Here is a 16,763-nt window from a genome sequence, read left to right on the forward strand (position 1 = left end):
CTCACCTGTACCTTGCCTGGTTCCACTTGTGCCCGAGCAGCGACAGGATGATGATCAGCCCGTTGAAGAACTGCACGTAGAAGCCGCTCAACCCCGCCGCGACAACCCCGGTCTGGATGAACGACACGGTGACGGCGCCGATCGCGCCGCCGGCCACGGTGCCGATGCCGCCCCAGGTCGGGGTGCCGCCGACGAACACCGAGGCCAGCACCGGCAACAGATAACCGTCGCCCGCGGTCGGCCACCAGGTGAAGTTGATCATCACCGAAAACGTTCCGGCGATCGCCGCACCTATGCCGACGAAGACGAACACTTTCACCCGCACGCGCTTGACGTCGATGCCCATCTGCTGGGCGCTGTCTGGATTGTCGCCGACCACCTTGACCTGCGCGCCGAAGCGGTGACGGTTGTAAAGCATCGCCGACAGCACGACGAAGGCGATGGCCCAGAAAATCTGCACCGGAATGCCGAAGACCTGGCTGGAAAAGATCTTGTAGGCCGTGCTGCCGGCAAGACCGGTCAGCGCCATCGACTTGCCTTCATTGATGATCTGGATCAGCCCGCGCAGCAGGAAGTTCATGCCGAGCGTGGCGATCAGCGACGACAGGCCGCCATAGACGACCAGCGATCCGACGAGGAAGCCGAGCAGCACGCCGGTGACGAGCGCCGCGGCAATGCCGAGGAACGGATCGTAGCCCGCCTGCACGACCAGCGCGAAGACCCAGGCCGCAAAACCCATCGTCGCCGGAAACGACAGGTCGATCTCGCCGCAGGTGACGACGAAGACCAGCGGCACCACCACGAACAGCGCAACGGGAAGCGTCGTCAGCACGGAGCTGTAGAGATACCAGGTGGTGAACACGGTCGGATTGGCGATCATGAACACCGCCATCATGACGATGAACACGGCGAGCGTGCCCAGCGATGCCCGGTTGTCGAGGACGAAGCCGCGCAGCCATTGATCGGACGGATGCCTCCATTCCTTGCCGGCGGTATCGCCGCCTGGACCGCTGAACTGGTTTTGCAGATCGGGTTCCATGGTCTTGCTCATCGCGCTCGCTGCTCCGCTCCGACGGCCTCGTGCAGGCCCGGCAATCCGCCGGGGTGCGCGACGTCTTCCATGAAATTGATCAGGTCTTCCGCCGACTTGACCTGGCTGCGGTCGGCGGCCAGCGCCACCTTGCCGCGATCGATCACGACGAAGCGGTCGGCGATGTCGAAGACATGATGGATGTTATGGCCGATGAACAGGATCGAGCGGCCGCTCGCCCGCACCTGACGCACGAAATGGAAGACCTTGGCGGTTTCGGTCAGCGACAACGCCGTGGTCGGCTCGTCGAGAATGATCAGCTCGGCCTGCTTGTAGATGGCGCGCGCGATCGCCACGCCCTGGCGCTCGCCGCCAGAAAGCTGGCCGACGATCGAGTGCGGCGTGAACACTTTCGAGGTGAAGCCGATCTCGCGCATCAGCCGGCTCGCCTCCTCGATCTCCTTGTTGACCTTCAGCCAGCCCATGAAGCCGGTGAGCTCGCGGCCCATGAAGATGTTGCGCACGATGGTCTGCTGGACGGCGAGCGCCCGGTCCTGGAACACTGTCTCGATGCCGGCATCACGCGAGCGCGCCGCGCTCCATCCGGTCACCGGCTCGCCGCGCACGAGAATCTCGCCGCTGGTCGGCCTGACCACGCCGGACAGGATCTTGATCAGCGTCGACTTGCCGGCGCCATTGTCGCCGATGAGGCCGACGACCTCGCCGCGGTCGACGCTGAGATTGACGCCGCCCAGCGCATAGACCTGACCGTAGGACTTCTTGATATCGCGCAGTTCGATGATGCGTTCGGCCATCGGATCCTCGCTTTCCATTGTCGCGTGCCGGACAACTTCTCCAGCGGTCCTGCCGGCCGGGGCCTGACCCGGCCGGCAGCCTTGGGAGATCAGCGCAGCGCCTGCTTGGCGAGCTCTGAGACGATCTCGTAATTCTGCGGCGTGACGAAGCCGGCGCCGGTGTCGACATTCAGCGGCGCCAAGCCCAGCACCACTTGCTGGCAGAGGCTGAGGATCGGCAGATAGCCCTGCAGGAATGGCTGCTGGTCGGCTGTCAGCTGCACCCAGCCACCCTTGAAGCCCTCGACGATCTGCGGACTGGTGTCGAAGCCGAAGTTGAAGATATCGCCGGGCTTCCGCCCCGCGGCCTGCATGTATGTCGGGACATTGCCGAGCATCTGGCCGCCGGGATAGCCGACCGCCTTGACGCCGGGATTGTTGAGCAAGGCCGCGGTGATCAACGGGATGGCGAGATTCGGGTCGGCCGCCCACTCGGTCGCGGAGTTGATTTGAACGACATCGACGCCGGCCTCTTTCAATGCGGCGACGGTCGCACGCTCGCGCGCGCCCCGGCTCTCATTGTCGAAGGGACCGATCATGATCGCCTTGTCGCCGGATTTCAGCCCGGCCAGCTTGAACGCCTCGGCGCCGAGCGCGCGGCCCTGCTGCTCCTGCTGGGCGCCGACATAGCCGCCGCCGTACGCCGCCACCACCTTCGGCAGCGGCACGTTCTGGTACATCATCTTGATGCCGTCCTTATGCGCCTGCTCGGCCAGCGGCATGATCGCGTCTTCGCCCGGATGACCCATCATGGCGATGCCGCCGGGCTTGACCGCGACCGCCTCGCGCAATTGCTGCACCATCCTTTCGGGGTCCCAGCCCGAGAAGATGTAGTCGACCTTCGGGCCGAGATCGGCCGCCGCCTGCCTAGCGCCATTATAGACGATGGTGCCGAAAGCATCGCCCTCCGCGCCGCCGACGAAGAAGCGGATATGGACATCCTTGCACCATTGCTGGTCGAGCGCCCGTGCCGGCATGGTAGAGATGGCGGCGCAGAGCGCCGCGGCGGCGGCCACGACGACGGTGCGCGCGAATGTCGTTCTGATTGCTATGCTCATGCACTTGTCCTCCCATTGTTTTCCTCGTCGCCGAGGGCTCTTGACGATTTGCTGGCATTGGCATTTGACGGCCGGCTCCTCCCGCCGCCGCGCTTCTCACGCCGGATTTGGCAGGTAGCTGGCGCCTCCCCGGCATTGCTTGAGATACTCCAGCCCCCGCACCTGCCCGGTGATCTCGAGATCGCCGCGATAGACCGGGTCGTGCCAGCCTTCGATATCGATGGCGCCCTTGTAACCGGCCAGCCGCAACTCGCTGATCACCCGCGTCCAGTCGCTGTCGCCGAAGCCCGGCGTGCGCATCTGCACGAAAGGCACGCGGCCGAACACGCCATGCTCGCGGATCACGTCCCAGCGGATCGTGGCGTCCTTGCCGTGGACATGAAAGATGCGCGGCGCCCATTTGCGGATCTGCGGCATCGGATCGATCAGGTAGACGAGCTGATGGCAGGGTTCCCATTCGAGGCCGAGATTTTCGTCGGGCACTTCGTTGAACATCAGCTCCCAGGCGTCCGGATTGTGGGCGATGTTCCAGTCGCCGCCTGCCCAGTTGCCGTCCATGGCGCAGTTCTCGAAGGCGATGCGCACGCCCTTGTCGGCGGCGCGCCTGGCCAGCGGCCCCCACACCTCGCGAAAGCGCGGCAGGCTGTCGGGCAGCGGCTTGCCGCGGATGCGCCCGGTGAAGCCGCTGACCGTGGACGCGCCGAACAGATGGGCATTGTCGATCACCGTTTCCCAGGCCGCGAGCACGCCGCGATCGACATCGCCGCTCTCCAGCGGATTGCCGAACACGCCGATCGAGGACACCGTCACGTCGGCATCGCCGATCGCCTCGCGGATCTGGCCGGCCAATCGCGGCAGGTCCTTGCCGCCCAGCGTCTGCCAGAAGAAGGGCTGGATGCTCTCGAAGCCGAGCGGCAGGATCTGCCTGACATAGGCCGCCGGGTCGTCGAGATTGGCCCGCACCATCGTGCCGATGCGGATGTCGAGCAACGGGTTTGGCATCATGGTCCTTCCCTTGTGATCGCCACGCGCCGCCCGGTCTCGGCGCTCTCGATCGCGCCAAAAACCATGGCCAGGCTCTTGATGTTGTCTGCACCGCGCGTTTCCGGCTCGGTGCCGGTCTCGATGGCGTGCATGAAATCCTGGATGATGCCGAGATGGCCGCCGACGCGGTCGGAAGGATCGAGCGCCGGCACGCCGACCGGCTCGGTTTTGTCCATCAGGCCGTCACGGCCCGATACCACCGCTTCCGCCTTCAGCCCGTCATGGCCGTCCCAGGTCAGGCTGCCGCGCTCGCCAACGATGCGCCAGCTGCCCTCCCAACTGGTGCGGAAGCCGGCTGCGCACCAGGAGCCGGCATAGGTGAAGACCTTGCCGCCGCCGAGATCGAAGACGGCGCTCGCCGACGACCCTTGCCGGTACCAGGACTGGGCCGGCTCCCATTCCTGGCAAAAGACACCGGCCGGCTCGCCGGCGACCATGTAGCGGGCGGCATCGAAGGTATGGATCGCCATGTCGAGCAGCAGCACATGGTCCATTTCCTCGCGGAAGCCGCCGAAATGCGGCCCGATGAAGAAGTCGGCATGGATGCTGGTCGCCGCACCGATGACGCCAGAGTCCAGAAAACGCCGTATGCGCCTGACATTGGCGACATAGCGCCGGTTCTGGACGACGGCATGAACGCGCTTTGCCCGGCGCGCGGCCTCGACGATGGTGCGGGCGTTCTCGGGACTGTCCGCCAGCGGCTTCTCGGTCAGGAGATGGCACTTATGGGCGAAGGCCGAAAGCGCGACGTCGCGCCTGGCGGCGGGAACCACGACATCGAACACCGCGTCGGGTTTTGTCTGGTCGAGCACCGCGTCGAGGCTGGTGCCGGTGACGGCATTGGCAAGCCCGTATTCGACCGCCCTCGCCCGCGCCCGTTCGGCGTCGAGGTCGACAAGGCCGACAATGGCAAGCCCGTCGATCCGGCTTGCGGCATCGAGCCATTGTCTGCTCATCGCGCCACAGCCGACGAGGACGACATTCATCATCCGGCGATCCTCCCGTTCGGCCCCTCCAGGCCGAGTGTCACGGCATTCACGGCACCGCCGTAAACGTTTTTCCGTAAACGTTTACGAGAACACACCCGATGACGTAGAATGTCAATCGGCCGCTGTCGAAAATCGCCGTAGCGCCTTGGCCCGGGCGGCAACCGGTGCTAGCCAAGAAGGGGGGAGAACAGTCACTTGGCGTCCAGCATCCACGACCTTGCGCGACACCTGAACATTTCGATCGGCACCGTGTCGCGGGCGCTGAACGGACGCGCCGACGTCAATGCCGACACCCGCCAGCGCGTGCTCGATGCCGCCAGGCAGCTGAACTATGCGCCCAACCAGTCCGGACGCAGTCTCAGGCAAGGAGCCACCCATTCGATCGCCTTCATGCTGCAGCCGCATCAGGGCGACCAGCAATATGGCGAACCGTTTTTCATCCCGTTCCTGATCGGGCTGCAGGCGAAGCTGGCCGAGCATGGCCTCGATCTGATGGTCGTCATGGGTGAGCCCGGCAAATATCAGCAGGAGCGGTTGCGCCGCGTGGTCGAGACGCGCTTGGTCGATGCGGTCGTTTTGGCCAATACGCGGCGGGAAGACGATCGAATCGACTATCTCGGCAAGGTCGGCTTTCCCTTCGCCACGCTCGGCCGAAGCCAGTCGGGCGACGACACCTATCCTTCGCTCGATATCGATTTCGAAAGGGCGGGCGAAGAGGCCGTCGACCGCCTCGTGGCGCGCGGACACCGTCGCATTGCCGCCATCCGCCCTTCGCTTGATCTCAACTTCGGCTATCTGTTCCTGGACGGCTATGGCAAGGGCTTGCAGCGGCATGGCATCGAGGTCGATCACGAGCTGATCGCCGACGGTTTCATCAACGAGGCCGGCGGCTACGAGGTGACGCCGCGCGTGATGTTGGCAAAAGACCCGCCGACGGCAATCATCTTCAACAATGATGCCATGGCGCTCGGCGGCTGCAAGGCGCTGGCCGAGATGGGCATGCGGCCCGGTCAAGACATTGCCGTGAACGTCATCGTCGACACGCCGCTCTGCCGCTATTTTTCGCCGGCGCTGACCGCCTTTCGCCCGGCGCTGGAGCCGATGGGCCGACGGCTGGCCGAAATGCTGCTGGCATCGCTCCCCGCCTTCGCCGGCCCGGAAGGCCCGCGCGTCATCCGCGAAGTCTGGCCGCTGGAACTGGTCGCGCGCGATAGCGATTGATGGGACCAGCGCCGGCGAAGCCGGTCAATCCACCTTCTTCTCGCCCCGCTCGCCAGCCTTGACGATATCCCCGGTGGTGAACAGGATTTCCTTCAGTTCCGCGCGCCAGTCCGTCTTCTGGCGCAGCAGGAATTCGAGGTCCATGCCGAAATGCTTGAACTCCTCGCTCTGTGCGTTCTTCATGATCGCCTTGGCCTCCGGGTCTTTTTCAACCGACATGCGCTGTTCGTACCAGCCGATCGCTTCCGCCTCCTCGATCAGCGAGGCGATCATGCGGGCGAAGGTCCGCACCTTCTGCGACAGTTCTTCCGGCGGTTCGTGATACTGGTCGAAACCCATGTCGTCCTCCCTCAACGGCTCGCGGATGGAGCCAAAGGCACTGGCCCGCATCCATGAATGCGTGGAACGCGCCGCGGGTTCCGGTATCCAGCCACAATTCGGGACGGTGAATCTGCAAGCAATCTCAGGACACCGGCGCGGCGCCGCCCTCCTCGGTGCGCCTAGCGATGAAGTCGTCGAGCACACCCGCGGTCGCGGCAGCCGCTGCAGGCGGCTCGAAATCGGCCACGATGCGCTTCCAGATGCCGGTGGCGCGTTCGGTCGCGGTCTTCGAGCCGCTTTGCGTCCAGTTGCCGAAATTCGACCAGTCGGCCACCAGCGGTTCGTAGAAGGCGGTGCGGTAGCGCGCCATGGTGTGGCCGGCCGAGAAGAAATGGCCGCCCGGCTGCACCTCGGCGATCGCCTCGAAGCCGATCGCATCGTCGTCACCAGGCGTCGCGGCGCAGAGTTCGGCGACCGTCTGCAGCGCCTCGATGTCGGTGACCAGCTTTTCCAGGGAAACGCTCAAGCCCCCTTCCAGCCAGCCGGCGGCATGAATGCAGACGGTGGCGCCCGACAGCACCGAGCCCCATAGCGCGAACTGCGTCTCGTGCGCCGCCTGCGCGTCCGATATGTTGGCCGCGCTGCCGCCGCCGGAGCGCCAGGGCAGTCCGGTGAAGCGCGCCAGCTGGCCCGCGCCCAGTGTGGCTTTGACGTGCTCCGGCGTGCCGAAGGCGGGTGCGCCCGATTTCATGTCGACATTGGAGGAGAAGGAACCGTAGACCACCGGCGCGCCGGGCCGCACGATCTGCGCCAGCGTCAGCCCGGCCAGCGCTTCGGCATGCTGCAAGGTCAAGGCGCCGGCCACCGTGATCGGTGCCATCGCACCGGCCAGGCAGAAGGGCGTGATGATCAGGACCTGGCCCGCCCTGGCGAAATCGATGATGCCTTGCGCCATGGGAATGTCGAGCTGGCGCGGCGAATTGGTGTTGATGACGGTGTAGCAATGCGCGCCGGAGCGGAACTCATCCTCGGACAGGCCGCGGGCCAGCCTGATCATTTCGAAACTGTCATCGACCTGCGGCGTGCCACGCGCGAACACGAACGGGAATTTGTCCGAAAGGGTCAGTTGCGCCCGGTTGACGGCATAGTGGCGGAAACGATTGTCGATATCCTGCGGTTCGATGCACGGCCCCAGCATGTGCAAGACATCGAAATGCTGCACCAGCTTGATGAGCTCCTCGAAGGCGGCCAGCGTTCCGGGCCGCCGGCCGCGGTCGAGATCGGTGACATTGGGCGCGCCGGAGCCCGCCAGGAACGTCATCGAGCCCAGTTCGAGCGACAGGTCGCGAGCCCGCGCGCCTGCATTGGCATGGATCGATCGCGGCGCCGAGGCGAGCGCGGCCGCCACCATGTCACGGCCGATGCGCACCATGTCGGTCTCGGGATCGACCAGCGCGCCGGCGCGGGCGAAATACTCCCGCGCCTGCGGCAGCAGCACCTTGATGCCGAGTTCTTCCAGCACGCGCAGCGCCGTGTCGTGGATCGACGCCACCTGGTCGTCGGAAAAGATCGGCTGCGGCAGAAACGGGTTCTTCAGCGAGCGGTAATCGGGCTTGCGGCTGGATTCGCTGCCGGCCTCGCCCGTGCGTCCACGCCGGCGTTCGCGCCTCATATCCCGTGCCGCGTCATCGACCATCAGAAACTCCTCCTCATTGCCTCATTGCCGCATCGCCTTGCCCTGGGGATCGTAGGGCGAGACCCCGATGACCCGCGCCGGCCGCTCGACGCCGACAATGTGTACCGAAAGCGCGGTCCCTTCCCCGGCGAAATCGTCGTCCACCAACGCCAGCGCGACGCTCTTGCCGATCGTGTAGCCAAATCCGCCAGAGGTGACGAAGCCGACGCGCCGTCCGCCATGCCAGACCGGCTCGAAGCCGCTGGCGTCGGCATCGACGGCATCGATCTCCAGCGTCACGATCCGCCGCGCGGCACCGGCCTCGCGCGCCTTCAGCACCGCGTCGTGGCCGATAAAGTCGCCCTTGTCGAAGGCGATGAAGCGGTCGAGCCCGGTCTGGCCTGGCGTATAGCCCTGCGTGAATTCGCGCGACCAGATGCCGAAGCTTTTCTCCAGCCTGAGCGCATTCAGCGCGTAATAGCCGATCTCGGCCAGGCCAAGGTCCTCGCCGGCGGCAAGCAGCGTTTCGCGCAGCGTGGCGTGCAAGGTCACGGGACAACTGATCTCGAAGCCCAGTTCGCCGGCGATGGAGAGGCGGGCAACCCGCGCCCGCACCATGCCTATGTCGAACGCGCCGCAGGCCATGAACGGCAGCGCCTTGCCCGACACGTCCTGGTGCGTCGTGCGCTCAACAATCTTGCGCGCATTGGGCCCGGTCAGCAGGAAGCCGCTCATCGCGTCCGAAATGTCGGTGACCGTGACACCCTCTCGCGCATGGCTCTCGAACCAGCGCATGTGGAATTCCCTGAGATAGTAGGAGCCCATCAGCCAATAGTCGCCGGCGCCCCAGTTGATGACGGTCAGGTCGCCCTTCAACCGCCCGTCCGGTCCGAGCATTGGCGCCAGCCGCGCCTGGCCGGCCTTCGGCAGCCTGCAGGCGAGCAACCGGTCGAGCCACGCCTCGGCGCCTGGACCCGAAATCGCGTAGCGCGAATAGGCCGAGATATCGACGAGACCGGCGGCGCGCCGTACCCGTAGCGCTTCGTCGCCGACGATATCGAAGGCGTTGGAGCGCTTGAGCGTTGTGTTCTCGCGAAAACCCATCGGCGCGAAATAGGCCGGGATTTCCAGCCCCCAGGAGGCCGTCCATTCGCAGCCGGCCGCACTCATGCCGTCATAGCCGCCGGGGCGTTTCAAGGGCCGGCCCGCCGGCAATCGCTCATTGGGAAAGGTCATGACGAAGCGGCGCGCGTAGAACTGCCGGGTCGTCTGCTTGAGATACTCCCGGTTGGCGGCGAAGGCGCCGTAGCGGGCGATGTCCATGCCGAAGATGTCGGCCCGGGGCTCGCCATAAATCATCCATTCGGCCAGCGACTTGCCGACGCCGCCGCCCTGGCTGAAGCCGGCCATGACGCCGCAGGCGACCCAGTAGTTCTTCAGGCCGCGCACCGGCCCGACGATCGGATTGCCGTCGGGGGTGAAGGTGAAGGCGCCGTTGACCCATTTGCGGATGCCGGCCGTCGCCAGGCAGGGAAAGCGCTCATGCGCCTTGGCGAGTTCCGGGCTGATGCGGTCGATGTCCTCCGGGATCAGCTCGATGCCGTAGTCCCATGGCGCGCCGTCCATGTTCCAGTGCCTCGGGTTCTGCTCGTAGACGCCGAGCAGCACGCCCTTGCGTTCCTGGCGCAGGTAGGAAAAGCCGTCGAGGTCGACCGCAAGTCCGAGTTCCCGGTCGAGCGCGGCGACCTCGGGGATGTCCTCGGTGACGAAATAATGGTGCTCCATCGGCGTCACCGGCAGGTCGACGCCGGCCATCAGGCCGAGCTGCTTCGCCCATAAGCCGCCGGCATTGACGACATGTTCGGCGACGATGGTGCCCTGCTCCGTGACGACGTCCCAGTGGCCGTCGGCGCGGGCCTTCAGCGCGACCACGCGGTTGCGCAGGATGACTTCGGCGCCACGCTTTTTCGCCGCTCCGGCATAGGCGTGCGTCGTTCCGTAGGGGTCGAGATGGCCCTCGTTGGAATCATAGAGGCCGCCGAGCACACCGCTGACGTCGACGATCGGGCAGATCGCCTTGATCTCTTCCGGGGTCACCAGGCGGGCCGTTTCGATGCCCACCGACTGAAACACCGCCCAGGCCGACTTCAACCATTCCCAGCGCTGCGGATCGCTGGCCATGTTGACGCCGCCGGTCATGTGCAGGCCGATGTCCTGGCCGGATTCGGCCTCGATCTCGCGATAAAGCTTGATGGTGTAATCCTGCAGCGCCGCGACGTTGGGATCGGCGTTGAGCGCGTGAAAACCGGCCGCCGCGTGCCAGGTGGAGCCGGCCGTCAGTTCGGCGCGCTCGATCAGCGCCACGTCGCTCCAGCCGAACCGTGTCAGATGGTAGAGCACCGAGGCGCCGACCACGCCACCTCCAATGACGACTGCGCGGTAATGCGACTTCAAGGCTTCCCTCCTAGTCTGTCAGAGGGGACACCATATATGGACTGTACATTAGTGTCTAGTGCGCTGAATACGACCGATGGCCCGATCAATAATCTCACGCCGTCCAGTATTTTTATCGCCACACGGAGACCCCGGCGGGCCGACATCGCGCACTGTCACGCAAGCATCATGTTGACGCCTTAGATCGCTTTCGGGGAGGCATGCGCGGCATCGTCGATGCGGCACCTCTTTTCATTTTTGTCCTTCGGCCGCTCCGGCGTGCTTCGTCACAAAGAGGATTGTCCATGAAACATTTGAACCGGAGCGTCGCACTCGGCGCAGCGCTGGCCTTGTTCACCGCCCTAACCCCCGCGCTTGCCGATGGCGTGGCCTATATCAACAAGGGCCTCGTCGGCGTCGGCCGCATCCCGGCCGCACAGCGCGACAAGTTCGGCGAGACGTTTGGCTCGGGCTCCGGCATGGCGATCGACACATCCGGCTGGACGCACGATGCCGGCACCTACAAGGGGTCGCTCTGGCTGCTGCCCGACCGTGGCTACAATGTCGCCGGCACCACCGATTACCGGCCGCGCCTCAACACGATCGGCATCGAGTTCACGCCTGTCGCGCCGGGCGCTGCTCCCGCCGCCGGCCAGGAGCAGACCGGCGTCAAGGCGACGCTTGCCGACACCATGCTTCTCACCGACGACAAGGGCGCCGACGCCACCGGCCTCGATCCGTTGGCGGATGTACGCCCGGCCGCGGGCGACATGCCGATGCTGCCCGTCGCCACCAACGGCAAGCTCGCTCTCGACAACGAAGCGATCGTGCGGCTGCCCGACGGTTCGATGTTCATCTCCGACGAATACGGCCCCAACATCTACCGGTTCTCCGCGCAAGGCCGCCTGATGTCGGCGACCCAGCCGCCGGCGGCCCTCGTGCCGATGCGCAAGGGAGCGCCGAACTTCTCTTCCGACAACCCCGGCCCGGGCGCCGCCGACCCTGACCCGAAGGATCCCGAGACCGGGCGCCAGAACAACCAGGGCCTCGAAGGCATGGCCATGACGCCGGACGGCAAGTTCCTGATCGCGGTGCTGCAGTCGGCTCCGAGGCAGGACGGCGGCGATTCCCCTTCGACGCGCCAGAACACCAGGGCCCTGGTCTATGACGCCTCCGACCTCGCCCATCTGAAGCTAGCGCATGAATATGTCGTGCCGCTGCCGGTGTTCAAGGATGCCAAGGGCAAGACCAAGGTCGCCGCGCAGAGCGAGATCGTGGCGCTTTCGGACACGTCCTTCCTGATGCTGGCACGCGACAGCGGCAACGGCCAGGGCCTGAAGAAGGGCGACGCGTCGCTCTACCGGCAGATCAACATCGTCGACCTTTCCGGCGCGACCGACATCGCGGGCGGACCCTTCGACGCCGCCGACAAGCCGGTCGCGCCCAAGGGCGTGCTCGATCCGTCGGTGACCCCGGCCAAGCTGACGCCGTTCATCGACATCAACGACGCCGCCGCGCTTGGCCGCTTCGGCCTGCACAATGGCGGGGCGAAGGACCACAACGAGCTTTCGGAGAAATGGGAAGCGATGTCGTTGGCCAGCGTCCTCGACCCGAAGCTGCCCGACGACTATTTCCTGTTCGTCGGCAACGACAACGACTTCCTCGCCCAGGACGGCTTCCAGGTCGGCGCCCCCTACAAGGCCGATGACGGCGCCGACGTCGACACCATGTTCCTGGTCTATCAGGTCACGCTGCCGGGTCTCGGCAAGAAGTAACGATCGCCGCGGGCGGGCGCGTCTGGCGCGTCCGCCCGCAAGCCGTGAAAAGGCTTACTTCAGGAACTCCGCGTCCTTCGGCACGCCCGCATCGATCGGCTCGGCCGTCCTGCTCGACACGGCCATGATCTTGCCGGCGGCCGACAGGTTGGGCCGCACGAAGACCTGGGCCGGGCCATTGACGCGGCTGTAGAGGTCGATGATGTCCTGGTTCATGAAGCGGACGCAGCCGGACGACGCGTTCTTGCCGATGGAATCCCATTCCGGCGTGCCATGCAGCCGGTACATTGTGTCCTTGCCGTCGCGGAACAGATAGAGCGCGCGCGCGCCCAGCGGGCTCTGCGGGCCGGGCGGCATGCCGTCCTTGTATTTCGCCAGTTCCGGCCGGCGCTGGATCATTTCGGGCGGCGGCGTCCACACCGGCCACTTCTTCCTCGCCTGGACCACGGCGCTGCCGGTCCATCCGAAACCGGCCTTGCCGAGGCTGACGCCATAGCGGATGGCCTTGCCGCCGTCGCGCACCAGATAGAGGAAGTGCTCGGATACGTCGACGACGATCGTGCCGGGCTTTTCTCCGGTCGGATCGGCCACGACCTGGCGCACGAACTTCGGATCGAGCTTGGCGACCGGGATGGCCGGCAGTTGATAACCCTCGTCGGTGCGCGCCGCATACATGCTGGCTGTATCGCCGAAAGCGGCATCGCCTGGCGCGGCGGACGGTGGGGCCGGCGCCACGGTCGGCGGCGCCACATCGGTCGTGGTGCACGCCGAAAGCGTCAGGGAAGCCGCACCCAAAGCGGATGCGCCAAGAAACGCACGCCGGCTCAGGCGCTCAGGAAAAAGCGGAATATCTGACATGAACCCCCCGGTAAGAAACGCGGCCCTACGCGCCTGGGATCAATATCCCATTCCACAAGCTTTGAGAACAGGATGGATCAAGGCATGGCCCTTCGACCGTCCTTCCCGCCCTGCATCGACCTGCCCGGTTGAATCTGCGATCATCGCGCACCGGACTCAAAGATAGGCTCTGTCGGCCATGGACGAAAAAATGCCCGCCCGTCGTCGCACCGGCGACCTGACCAGCGGTCCGATCCCGCGCACGCTGCTGTTGTTTGCCTTGCCGGTGCTGGGTTCCAATGTGCTGCAGTCGCTCAACGGCTCGGTCAACGCCGTCTGGGTGGGCCGCTTCCTCGGCGAATCGGCACTGACCGCGACGTCCAACGCCAATCTCGTTCTGTTCCTGATCCTCGGCACGGTGTTCGGCATCGGCATGGCGGCCACCATCCTGGTGGCGCAGTCGGTCGGCGCTCGCGACCTGCCCGAGGCGCGCCGCATTGTCGGCACCAGCGCCACGTTCTTTTTCCTCGTCTCGGTGGTGTTCGCGGTGTGCGGCTGGGTCTGGGTCGACGCCATCCTCGGCGCGCTCGGCACGCCGGCCGACGCCTTGCCGCTCGCACGCTCCTACCTGCGCATCATCTTCGTCGCCGTGCCGATGATGAACCTCCTGTCCTTCGTCATGACCGTGCTGCGCGGCGCGGGCGATTCACGGACGCCCTTCTTTTTCATGGCGCTGGCGGTCGTGCTCGACATCGTGCTCAACCCCCTGCTCATCCGCGGCATCGGCCCATTTCCCGAACTCGGCATCGCCGGCTCCGCCACCTCGACGCTGATCGGCCAGACCGTGAGCGTCATCGCCATCCTTGTCGTGCTCTACGCGCGCAAGCATCCGCTGCGGCTGGCCGGCGCCAATCTCGCTTTGCTGCGCCCGGATCCGGCGCTGCTGCGCATCGTCGTCTTCAAGGGCGTGCCGATGGGCTTGCAGATGATCGTCATCTCGGCGGCGGCACTGACGGTGATGGGTATCGTCAACTCCTACGGGTCCCAGGTCGCCGCCGCCTACGGTATCGCCGCGCAGCTCTGGACCTACATCCAGATGCCGGCGCTTGCCATCGGCGCCGCGGTCTCCTCCATGGCGGCGCAGAATGTCGGCGCCGGCCGCTGGGACCGCATCGGCCGCATCGCGGTCTCCGGCGTTGGCTTCAACCTTGTCCTGACCGGCGCCCTCGTCGCGCTGCTATGGGCCTTCGACCGCTCGATCCTGAGCCTCTTCCTGAGCAGCGACAGCGCGGCGATCGACATTGCCGCTCACATCAACAGTGTCGCGTCCTGGTCGTTCATCCTGTTCGGCATCACCATCGTGCTGTTCGCCACCGTGCGCGCCACCGGCGCGGTGATGCCGCCGCTGATCATCCTGGTGATCTCGGTGCTCGTCGTGCGCACCGGCTTTGCCTATTTCATGCGCGGCGTGATCGGCGAGGAGGCGCTGTGGTGGAGTTTCCCCGCCGGCTCGATCACCTCGCTGTTGCTGGCGGCGGCCTACTACCGCTTCGGCGGCTGGCGCACCATGCATATGATCGAGAACAGGCCGGCCGCCGGCGAACCGCCCGATACAGGGCTCGGTGTGCCGCGCCAGCGCGCCAACGTGACGCCTGAAACCCCGAACGGCTGAAGCAGGCCACCTTGCCGGATCGGCGCGGCTGTCTCAGCGCCTTTGTCTGAGCCCGAATCCTAGCGCCACCAGCGCGAACGCGATGATCATGGCCGCGAAGGCCAGGCTCGCGACGACCGGACTGGCATAGGTCGACACGACACCGAGCCCGATGACGGGCAAGGCATTACCCACAAAGCAGCAGATGAAGAAACTGGACACGACCTCGGCACGGCGATCCCGCGGCGCGATCTCGTTCACCACTTGCAGGCCGCCGCGATAGCCGAGAGCGGCCGCCACGCCGCAGCAGGCGGTCGCCGCGATCATCAGCGCCATCGACGCCAGCATCTGCGCGGCCACCACGAGCACGGCGCTCGGGATCATCAAGGTCAGCGCGGCCAGCATCGCCTTGCTGCTCCCCATCCGCGCCAACGCAACGATGCTGAGCGCCGCGATCATCGCCAGCTCGAAGAACAGTGCCCCGGCCATGGCATGGTTCGTTTCGTGCAGCTGCTGCGCCAGGATGCTCGGCGCCACTGCCGCATAGAAGCCGACCAGTGCCATGGCGCCAAAGCCGGTCACCGCCGGTGCCACGAAGCGCGAGCGGATCCGCGCCGGCACGGAGAGGCGCGGCCGCATCGACACCTGGCCAAGGCCGCTGGGCTTGGTCACCGTTTCGCGCGTGCGCCAGACCAGGATCGTCACCACCCCAAGCGCTGCCAGGTAGACGATGAAAACCAGGCGCAATGGCCACGGCTCGTATTGGGCCAACAGGCCCGAAACAAGCGCCCCGAAACCGAGGCCCAGGAAGTTGGTGCTGGTGGCGATGACGCTGGCGCGCGACTTGTCGGCATCAGGCAGAAGCTCGGCAATCCACGCGGTCCCCGTCCCGGCACCGACGCCGATCCCAAGGCCGCTCAGGATGCGCGCCACATCGAGCGCGACGACATTGCCTGCGAACAGGAAGACAAGCGCGCTGACAATGGCCACGATCATTGCCGCGAGTGCCGCCGGCCGGCGTCCCACGACATCCGACACGCCGCCGAACACCAGCAAGGCGCCGAGATTGCCGACGACATAGACCGCGTAGATCAGCGTCAAGGTGATCTGCGAAAAGCCGAATTGCTGCTTGTAGACGATATAGAGAGGCGTCAGCACCGTGCTGCCGGCAAACAGCACCGCGATCATCGCGGCGACAGTGGGGATCGCTAAGTCGCCGCCGGCATCGTCGTGAGTTTGCGCGAGATCGCGAAGGGCCATGGCCAAGCTCGTCACCGGTTTCAGGGATCGCGACGTTAACGCACCCTTCCCGCCGGCGTTCCGATCAACGGCCACGCTCCTGACACCACGGTGGGCCTTGACCCATCAGGCTCACAGCCAAAAACGCGGATCGGGGCCAGCGGCCCCGATCCATCAACGGCATCCCGTGTGCCGTACCGGATGCGGTCGGTTCTATTTGCAGGGGAAACCGGGCGCGATCTTGCACTTGCCCGGACGCGGCTTGTGCGGCGGGCGATGATGCGGGGGACGGTGATGGGGCCGATGGTGCCAGTGCGGCGGCCGATGCGGCGGGCGCACGATGATGACAGGCGGATGCACGACTTGGGCGCGCGCAAGATAGCCCGAACTGGCCCAGCCGCTGACACCGCCACCATGTATCCTGCACCAGCCAGGCTGGCAGCCGGTGACATTTACCCTGAAGCCCGCCGGCAGCGTCCCGACCTTGGCGTATCCCGCGCCGGGCCCTGTACGCACGTTGAGGCTGGTCGTGGTGTGCGCGCTGTAGGCAAAGGCCGCGGCCGACGTACCGAAGACCGCCGCCAGGATGGTCGCTATCGCAAGCAGAAATCGAAATCTCATCAGTCCCTCCATTCG

At 65.7% G+C, this 16,763-nt stretch carries 14 protein-coding genes; 3 read left to right on the forward strand and 11 right to left on the reverse strand.

What is annotated here, in order from left to right; translation table 11 throughout:
• Nucleotide 1 precedes the first annotated feature (1 nt).
• From FJ948_RS04050 to FJ948_RS04070, 5 genes are all read right to left on the reverse strand, one after another.
• Complete coding sequence (locus FJ948_RS04050; protein WP_140701877.1) at nt 2-1,051, reverse strand: ABC transporter permease; 1,050 nt, start codon at nt 1,049-1,051, stop codon at nt 2-4.
• Nucleotides 1,048-1,845, reverse strand: coding sequence for an ATP-binding cassette domain-containing protein (locus FJ948_RS04055; RefSeq protein WP_140701878.1), 798 nt, complete (start codon nt 1,843-1,845; stop codon nt 1,048-1,050). Before FJ948_RS04055 ends, FJ948_RS04050 begins: the two co-directional genes overlap by 4 nt.
• A gap of 89 nt (nt 1,846-1,934) precedes the next feature.
• Nucleotides 1,935-2,942, reverse strand: a complete 1,008-nt coding sequence (locus FJ948_RS04060; RefSeq protein WP_140701879.1) for a substrate-binding domain-containing protein — start codon at nt 2,940-2,942, stop codon at nt 1,935-1,937.
• Nucleotides 2,943-3,038: 96 nt separating this feature from the next.
• Entirely contained in the window at nt 3,039-3,944 is a 906-nt protein-coding gene (locus FJ948_RS04065) for a sugar phosphate isomerase/epimerase (RefSeq protein WP_210242263.1), read from the reverse strand.
• Nucleotides 3,944-4,975, reverse strand: a complete 1,032-nt coding sequence (locus FJ948_RS04070) for a Gfo/Idh/MocA family oxidoreductase (RefSeq protein ID WP_140701881.1) — start codon at nt 4,973-4,975, stop codon at nt 3,944-3,946. Before FJ948_RS04070 ends, FJ948_RS04065 begins: the two co-directional genes overlap by 1 nt.
• Nucleotides 4,976-5,170: 195 nt before the next feature.
• On the opposite strand from FJ948_RS04070, the gene FJ948_RS04075 reads away from it, so the two are divergent.
• Nucleotides 5,171-6,196, forward strand: a complete 1,026-nt coding sequence (locus FJ948_RS04075) for a LacI family DNA-binding transcriptional regulator (RefSeq protein ID WP_140701882.1) — start codon at nt 5,171-5,173, stop codon at nt 6,194-6,196.
• Nucleotides 6,197-6,220: 24 nt separating this feature from the next.
• Here the strand turns inward: FJ948_RS04075 and FJ948_RS04080 are convergent, their stop codons facing one another.
• From FJ948_RS04080 to FJ948_RS04090, 3 genes are all read right to left on the reverse strand, one after another.
• Nucleotides 6,221-6,535, reverse strand: a complete 315-nt coding sequence (locus FJ948_RS04080) for a hypothetical protein (protein ID WP_140701883.1) — start codon at nt 6,533-6,535, stop codon at nt 6,221-6,223.
• 124 nt (nt 6,536-6,659) lie between these two features.
• Nucleotides 6,660-8,213 carry a trimethylamine methyltransferase family protein gene (locus tag FJ948_RS04085; protein WP_140701884.1) on the reverse strand — a complete coding sequence of 518 codons (1,554 nt, stop codon included), beginning with the start codon at nt 8,211-8,213 and terminating at the stop codon, nt 6,660-6,662.
• Between the two features lie 21 nt (nt 8,214-8,234).
• Nucleotides 8,235-10,646 (reverse strand): FAD-dependent oxidoreductase, encoded by a 2,412-nt coding sequence (locus FJ948_RS04090; protein WP_140701885.1) that lies wholly within the window; start codon nt 10,644-10,646, stop codon nt 8,235-8,237.
• Between the two features lie 284 nt (nt 10,647-10,930).
• On the opposite strand from FJ948_RS04090, the gene FJ948_RS04095 reads away from it, so the two are divergent.
• Entirely contained in the window at nt 10,931-12,400 is a 1,470-nt protein-coding gene (locus FJ948_RS04095) for an esterase-like activity of phytase family protein (RefSeq protein WP_140701886.1), read from the forward strand.
• Nucleotides 12,401-12,454: 54 nt separating this feature from the next.
• Here the strand turns inward: FJ948_RS04095 and FJ948_RS04100 are convergent, their stop codons facing one another.
• Nucleotides 12,455-13,258, reverse strand: coding sequence for a L,D-transpeptidase (locus FJ948_RS04100; protein ID WP_140701887.1), 804 nt, complete (start codon nt 13,256-13,258; stop codon nt 12,455-12,457).
• A gap of 190 nt (nt 13,259-13,448) precedes the next feature.
• Here FJ948_RS04100 and FJ948_RS04105 point away from each other — a divergent pair, with 190 nt between their 5' ends.
• On the forward strand, nt 13,449-14,909 hold the full coding sequence (locus FJ948_RS04105; protein ID WP_246677447.1) for an MATE family efflux transporter: 1,461 nt from the start codon (nt 13,449-13,451) through the stop codon (nt 14,907-14,909).
• A gap of 33 nt (nt 14,910-14,942) precedes the next feature.
• Here FJ948_RS04105 and FJ948_RS04110 read toward each other — a convergent pair whose 3' ends face one another.
• Nucleotides 14,943-16,148, reverse strand: a complete 1,206-nt coding sequence (locus FJ948_RS04110) for an MFS transporter (protein WP_140701889.1) — start codon at nt 16,146-16,148, stop codon at nt 14,943-14,945.
• Nucleotides 16,149-16,340: 192 nt separating this feature from the next.
• Nucleotides 16,341-16,748, reverse strand: a complete 408-nt coding sequence (locus FJ948_RS04115) for an SH3 domain-containing protein (protein WP_140701890.1) — start codon at nt 16,746-16,748, stop codon at nt 16,341-16,343.
• Between the last annotated feature and the right edge of the window lie 15 nt (nt 16,749-16,763).

This window comes from Mesorhizobium sp. B2-3-12 (assembly GCF_006442205.1).
Classification (GTDB): Bacteria; Pseudomonadota; Alphaproteobacteria; order Rhizobiales; family Rhizobiaceae; genus Mesorhizobium.

What these genes read in the sequence shown, in the direction of transcription:
- FJ948_RS04050 (WP_140701877.1), bottom strand. Translation starts at nt 1,051, where the DNA reads ATGAGCAAGACCATGGAACCCGATCTGCAAAACCAGTTCAGCGGTCCA.
- FJ948_RS04055 (WP_140701878.1), bottom strand. Translation starts at nt 1,845, where the DNA reads ATGGCCGAACGCATCATCGAACTGCGCGATATCAAGAAGTCCTACGGT.
- FJ948_RS04060 (WP_140701879.1), bottom strand. Translation starts at nt 2,942, where the DNA reads ATGAGCATAGCAATCAGAACGACATTCGCGCGCACCGTCGTCGTGGCC.
- FJ948_RS04065 (WP_210242263.1), bottom strand. Translation starts at nt 3,944, where the DNA reads ATGCCAAACCCGTTGCTCGACATCCGCATCGGCACGATGGTGCGGGCC.
- FJ948_RS04070 (WP_140701881.1), bottom strand. Translation starts at nt 4,975, where the DNA reads ATGATGAATGTCGTCCTCGTCGGCTGTGGCGCGATGAGCAGACAATGG.
- FJ948_RS04080 (WP_140701883.1), bottom strand. Translation starts at nt 6,535, where the DNA reads ATGGGTTTCGACCAGTATCACGAACCGCCGGAAGAACTGTCGCAGAAG.
- FJ948_RS04085 (WP_140701884.1), bottom strand. Translation starts at nt 8,213, where the DNA reads ATGGTCGATGACGCGGCACGGGATATGAGGCGCGAACGCCGGCGTGGA.
- FJ948_RS04095 (WP_140701886.1), top strand. Translation starts at nt 10,931, where the DNA reads ATGAAACATTTGAACCGGAGCGTCGCACTCGGCGCAGCGCTGGCCTTG.
- FJ948_RS04100 (WP_140701887.1), bottom strand. Translation starts at nt 13,258, where the DNA reads ATGTCAGATATTCCGCTTTTTCCTGAGCGCCTGAGCCGGCGTGCGTTT.
- FJ948_RS04105 (WP_246677447.1), top strand. Translation starts at nt 13,449, where the DNA reads ATGCCCGCCCGTCGTCGCACCGGCGACCTGACCAGCGGTCCGATCCCG.
- FJ948_RS04110 (WP_140701889.1), bottom strand. Translation starts at nt 16,148, where the DNA reads ATGGCCCTTCGCGATCTCGCGCAAACTCACGACGATGCCGGCGGCGAC.
- FJ948_RS04115 (WP_140701890.1), bottom strand. Translation starts at nt 16,748, where the DNA reads ATGAGATTTCGATTTCTGCTTGCGATAGCGACCATCCTGGCGGCGGTC.